Below are 5,593 nucleotides of genomic sequence, written 5' to 3'. Positions count from 1 at the left end.
CAGGCTGCGGAATACGTGCCCGGTTGATCGAACTGACTCCGACATAGACGGCACGTTTATAGAGGTCCCGTGTAAGGAGACGATGGATGATATCACGGGCGATTCTACTCTTTGACTCCCGAAAAGCCACAATACAATCGGGATCATCCATCCGGACCAGTGAACCGGGGTTGCCGCCATCTTCACAATGGGCAATAGCTGCAACAAGAAACATCCGCTCGGCAATCCGTGAGACATGATGGTAGTAGACTGCAGGCCTCATCAGGGTACGGGCAACAAGAAGGGACTCTGCCGCCTGCACACCGGACTCTTCAAGGACGAGACCTGTCGGTTGGAGTACCGAACTTCTGATGATCCGGTGCGCATCGACTGCACCGTACGGAACACCGGTATAGTGTGCATCCCTGTTGAGGTAATCCATCCTGTCAACATCAAGTTCACCATGGATCGCTGCTGCAAGATGGTGCCTCCCAGAGATAACTGCCGCCACCTCAGTTGGATCCAGCCCGATATCAGCAAGAATTCCGGCAATTTCTCCAGATTCAAGGAGATGATCCACCCCGTCATGCCTATGATCGCAGAATGATTCCATCAGCGGTTCGATAGCATGTGAGAACGGGCCATGACCGATATCATGGAGGAGAGCTGCTGACCTGAGGAGGCGGGTCTCATCCCGATCAAGGGAGAGGCTGCGGCAGAGGTGGGTGGCAAGATGCATCGTCCCGAGTGCATGTTCAAACCGGGTATGGTTTGCACCCGGATAGACAAGGAAAGAGAAGCCAAGCTGGCGGATCATCCGGAGCCGCTGTACCGGCGGGGTATCAAGGAGCATGCGGATATCTTCATCCACCTCGATATCTCCGTGAACCGGATCTTTTATCATCTTCGTTCTCCGGGCATGGAAGCCCGCGGGCCCGGCACTCTGCATAGTCAGATCTATGAGGCAGGAGGGGTATTATATATCCCCTTCCTCCACCCCCCGGGAGGGACCCGGATCATAAAACCTGCACCACCAAGATCTGCCGGGCAGACCTCGATGGTAACTCCGGTAATCGAGAGGATCTCCCGTATCAGAAAGAGTCCAAGGCCGGTTCCTTTGCCTGCTCCATAGGAGAAAATACGACCAAGGATGGAGCTGTCGATTCCAATACCGTCATCCTCAACAACCACCCGGAGTTCACCTTCCTCCTCTCTGCAGGATGCCCGGATACAGGATATTCTCTTCCCCCCATACTTTCTGCTGTTGTCGACAAGGTTGTAGAAGACCCTCTCAAGGAGGGGGTCGGCAAATATCTCGTAGTCTTCCACCAGATTGTTCAGTGTGATCTGGTTGGGAGATCTGTTTATAAATCCCCTCGCAATCACGGTATGCAGATCCTGCCAGATCGGCCCTTTCACCCCGACCTCCTGATAGTCGCGAGTAAAGGCTGAGATCCGGTGAATCCGCTCAATTGTAGCCTCCATGCCAGATACGTACTCAGAAGTCACGGGATCATGGACGAGATCTTTCATCAGTTCCGTATAGGCAGAGATCGCCATCACCTGATTGAGAATATCATGGCGTGTGATGCTCTGGAGGAGGTTAAGCTTCTCATTAGACCGGGATAGTTGCTCCTCCATCTCATGCCGCCGGGTGATATCAGAGATCGCCGCCTCAATGATTGAACGGCCATCCTCACTAATTCTGTGCTGGATCGCCTCATTCACCCAGCGCTGAACTCCATCCCGGCGGATGATCCGGTAATCGGCATTGAACCGATCACCCGGGGTGGCATAGAGTGTATCATACCTCCTCAGGATCTCCCCTCGATCAGCAGGATGGATGAGAGATGACCATGCCACCTCTCCTGAGCGGATCTCCTCAGGGTGGTAACCGGTGATCTCACCAACCGCACCATGGATGAAGACCGATTCTCCTTCAACAGATCGGTACACAATTCCCTGGAAGTGCTGAAGAAACGACCTATGGATCTCCTCACTCTCCCTGAGCTTTGATTCGGCAGATTTACGGCGGGTGATATCTTCAATCATCGCAATATAGCCTCTGCCATCCGGGAGGGGAATGGGTGCAAGATCGGTCTGTGCATTGAGTATTCCACCCCCTCTCCTGAGATACCGCTTCTCGATCGTATAGACCGGAATCTTTCCTGAGATCAGATCTGCAATGCCACGCTCGTTCTCAGGAATATTATCAGGGTGGGTAATATCCCGGAACGTGGAGCCGACCAGTTCCTCCTGTGAGCACCCGATCATCCGTTCAAATGCCGGGTTCACCAGAATGATTTGTTGATTTGGCCCTGCTATCACCATACCGAGGGGACCACCCTCGAATATGCTCCGGAAACGGTTCTCACTCTCAATGAGGGCCTGGTGATCCGCCTCCCGCTCCATTGCAGCACCGATGATCCGACCGGCAATCTCAAATGCCTGCACCTCGGACGGGGACCAGACCCGATCATGTCTGCACTCGTCAAAACCGATGAATGCAGAGATCACTCCATGAACGGCGATCGGAACGATGAGGATCGATCTGAGATCCGGCGAGACCTTCCGTGCCAGCTCCCCCAGGGGACCGAGTTCTCCTACTACTCCATGTATCACAGAACCGGAGAGGAGGAGAGAATAGCCTTCCGCATACACAGCACAATCAAGGGTCTCCGGATAGCCGGATGCACCACCATCAGCAATCCATTCCACGAGACGGATCGCTTCTGCACCTTCTTCATCAATTCGGTAGAAGAAGGCGCGTGACGCATCCGCTGCCTCACCAAACCTCCTGACAACTCCTGAAATATGGTCTTTCCACAGTCCGGCAGAGAGGAACCCGGATGCCGCATATCCTACCGCCTCCAGAATACGGTCACGGGAGGAGATATCTCTCTCACGCAGTTTTTCTCTGGTGATATCATGGGCTATACTGATCGAGCCGGTAAACTCTCCATCAGGTGCAATCAGGGGGATTGCTATCGAATAGGCGGTCCGCTCCTCTCCATCTTTTCGGATGAATGTGACCTCCCGTGATACAACCTCCCCCTTCAAAAAGCCGGATCGGATCTCATCTGCGATCTCATCCCGCTGATCAGCGGGAAGGACAAAACCCTGCTTTGACCCGATCACTTCCCCACGTGAAAATCCCGACATCGCCTCTGCTCCAGGGTTCCATCCGGTGATCCGGCCCCCGGCATCATAGGTGACGAATGCATTCGGTAGTGTCTGGATGACGATAGTCTCACGGATGAGAGCCTCCTCTGCCAGCTTCACATCAGTCACATCACGACCGACACCCTCAACAATCAGATCCCCGGTCTTCTGATCAACGAAAACAGCATTACTTATTTCAAGGGTTCTGACCACTCCATCATTTCTGATGAGATGAAGCAGATAGAGACGATCTTCACCCCGGAGTTGCAACTCCAGAAAGAAACCATGGTCCTGTGGATGAATGATCCTCTGGAGAAGAGAGGGGTCCTGATAGAATGCTCCGGGATCATATCCGAGGATAGATTGTACGGAACCTGAAATATACAGAACCTCAGGCAGACCACTCAATGTGATTCTTAACCGATAGACCAGATAATCCGTTTTATCGGCAAAGAATGTAAGATATGAAACAGGATGCCCGTTCATAACACAGAATATCTTAAATGTATTGAGCGATATATGACATCTTATACCTATCGATAGAGACCCGGGTTTTTCTCACTTTCATTTAAAAAATATATCTCAGTCTTAAAAGTATCAAAAAGACTCATCACTTTAGAGGAAGAGATCATCTGTATGATTACACTCCTTTCAGGGGGAACCGGAACACCGAAACTGATCCAGGGTATCAGGCAGGTTCTCCATGACAACGAAATTACTGTCATCGTTAATACTGCAGAGGATATGTGGGTCTCCGGAAACCACCTCTCTCCCGATATCGATACTGTGCTGTACCTTTTTGCCGGAATCCTCAACACAGAGACATGGTGGGGGATTCGGGGCGATAGTTTCGAGACGAACCGGTACCTTGAGCGGATCGGCATTCCCGAATCAATAGCAATCGGCGACCGGGATCGGGCAATCCATATTGCACGCGGAGAACTGTTGCGGGAGGGGAAGAATCTCACCGAGGCGACCAGAGCGATCGCCTCCTCCCTCGGTGTGGAGGCGACCGTCCTCCCGATGTGTGATACGCCGATCACCACCTATGTGGCAACAGAGAATGGACCGATGCATTTTCAGGAGTACTGGGTGAAGCATCGTGGTAATGTCGAGATATCCGGAGTCATACGGAAATTTGAGACCCCACCTGTAGCCACGGAGGCTGTCATCAATGCGATCAGAGAGAGCGATTGCGTCATCATAGGACCATCCAATCCTGTGACAAGCATCGGACCCATCCTCGAGTGTTCAGGGGTACGTGAAGCACTCCGTGAGACCTTCACGATCGCGATCAGCCCGTTTCTCGGGAGCCGCCCTGTCTCAGGTCCTGCAGCAGCACTGATGCAGGCCTGGGGAAGAAGCCCGGATTCCAAAGGGACTCGTGATGTATATGGTGATATCATCAACGTCTTTGTGCAGGATACCCGTGACACCATCGAAGTTCCCGGCAGCCTGCGGCTGGATACTATGATGACCGGAGTAAAACAGAGTGAATCGCTCGCCTGGGATATCCTCTCCATCGTCAGGGGACGGCGGTGACGGATATCGGATGTCTGAAGATGCATACAATAGCCCGGTTTTTTGTACGTGCCGGATTCAGCAGGGAGATGCCAAAGGGTAACTATATACATCCCATGCGACGATACCTTCAGAGAGAGGATACATATGGGTTTTTTTAAAGGACTCAAATCCCGCCTTGGGTCAGGTGGGCAGAAAGTGGAGGAAGAGGTACAGGAAGAGGTACATCTCCCGCGATTATCACTTGACGACACCCTTCTTAACCCCGACCCTGAGGTGCGTCTCCATGCAATCTCGGCGATCGGCGAGATAGGTCCTGCAGCAGTGCCGCTTCTGATAAACGGCCTTCAGGACGAGAGTTGGAGGGTACGGAGAGGTGCGGCAACAGGGCTTGTGCGAATCGGGCAGCCCTCAATCGTTCCCTTGATCAACTGCTTCGAAGGAGCACGCACCGATGTCAGGAGGGAAGTTGTCCGTGCTCTCACCCTGATCGGAGACAGGGCATTTCCCACTCTTGTATCAGCACTTGAGAGTCCCTCCCCTGAGATCAGATCAGGAGTTGCTGCAACAATCGGGATGATGGAGGGGCAGAAGAGGTTTGAGCCACTCGAAAAGGCCTTAAAAGATGATGACCCGGATGTAAGGACTGCAGCGGCTCTCGCATTTGGTTATCTCCCCGATGATAAAGCGATCCCGACCCTCCTCACCCTTCTTGGAGATGAGGTTGAGAGTGTACGGAATGCCTCGATCGATGCATGTACCCGGCTTGGAATATCAGCTGTCGCTCCACTCATTAAGGCACTTACAGAGGGTAATGCAAAAATCCGACCGAGAATTGAAGAAGTGATCATCCGAATCGGGTCTCCTGCACGAGCTGATCTCATCACACTGCTTCAGCACCAGGACCCGGAGATGCGGAGATCTGCTGTAC

The 5,593-nt window shown here is 52.7% G+C and carries 4 protein-coding genes; 2 read left to right on the top strand and 2 right to left on the bottom strand.

Annotation, left to right across the window (positions count from 1 at the left end; translation table 11 throughout):
• Both Q7V06_RS08595 and Q7V06_RS08590 read right to left on the bottom strand, forming a co-directional pair.
• A partial coding sequence (locus Q7V06_RS08595) for an HD domain-containing protein (RefSeq protein WP_304840592.1) occupies nucleotides 1–928 on the bottom strand: 928 nt, incomplete at its 3' end.
• A gap of 8 nt (nucleotides 929–936) precedes the next feature.
• The gene (locus Q7V06_RS08590; RefSeq protein ID WP_304840590.1) at nucleotides 937–3,627 is read right to left on the bottom strand and encodes a PAS domain S-box protein; all 2,691 of its coding nucleotides are present in this window, start codon (nucleotides 3,625–3,627) and stop codon (nucleotides 937–939) included.
• Between the two features lie 150 nt (nucleotides 3,628–3,777).
• Between Q7V06_RS08590 and cofD the strand changes: the two genes are divergently transcribed.
• Both cofD and Q7V06_RS08580 read left to right on the top strand, forming a co-directional pair.
• Nucleotides 3,778–4,683, top strand: a complete 906-nt coding sequence (gene cofD / locus Q7V06_RS08585) for a 2-phospho-L-lactate transferase (RefSeq protein WP_304840588.1) — start codon at nucleotides 3,778–3,780, stop codon at nucleotides 4,681–4,683.
• A gap of 126 nt (nucleotides 4,684–4,809) precedes the next feature.
• The coding region (locus Q7V06_RS08580) for a HEAT repeat domain-containing protein (protein WP_304840586.1) at nucleotides 4,810–5,593 on the top strand (784 nt) is incomplete at its 3' end.

Origin of the sequence: Methanocalculus sp. (genome assembly GCF_030651615.1) — an archaeon.
Taxonomy (GTDB): Archaea; Halobacteriota; Methanomicrobia; order Methanomicrobiales; family Methanocorpusculaceae; genus Methanocalculus.
Note: the sequence above shows the minus strand (reverse complement) of the source record. Positions and strands in the feature narration are given on the sequence as shown.

What these genes read in the sequence shown, in the direction of transcription:
- cofD (WP_304840588.1), top strand. Translation starts at nt 3,778, where the DNA reads ATGATTACACTCCTTTCAGGGGGAACCGGAACACCGAAACTGATCCAG.
- Q7V06_RS08590 (WP_304840590.1), bottom strand. Translation starts at nt 3,627, where the DNA reads ATGAACGGGCATCCTGTTTCATATCTTACATTCTTTGCCGATAAAACG.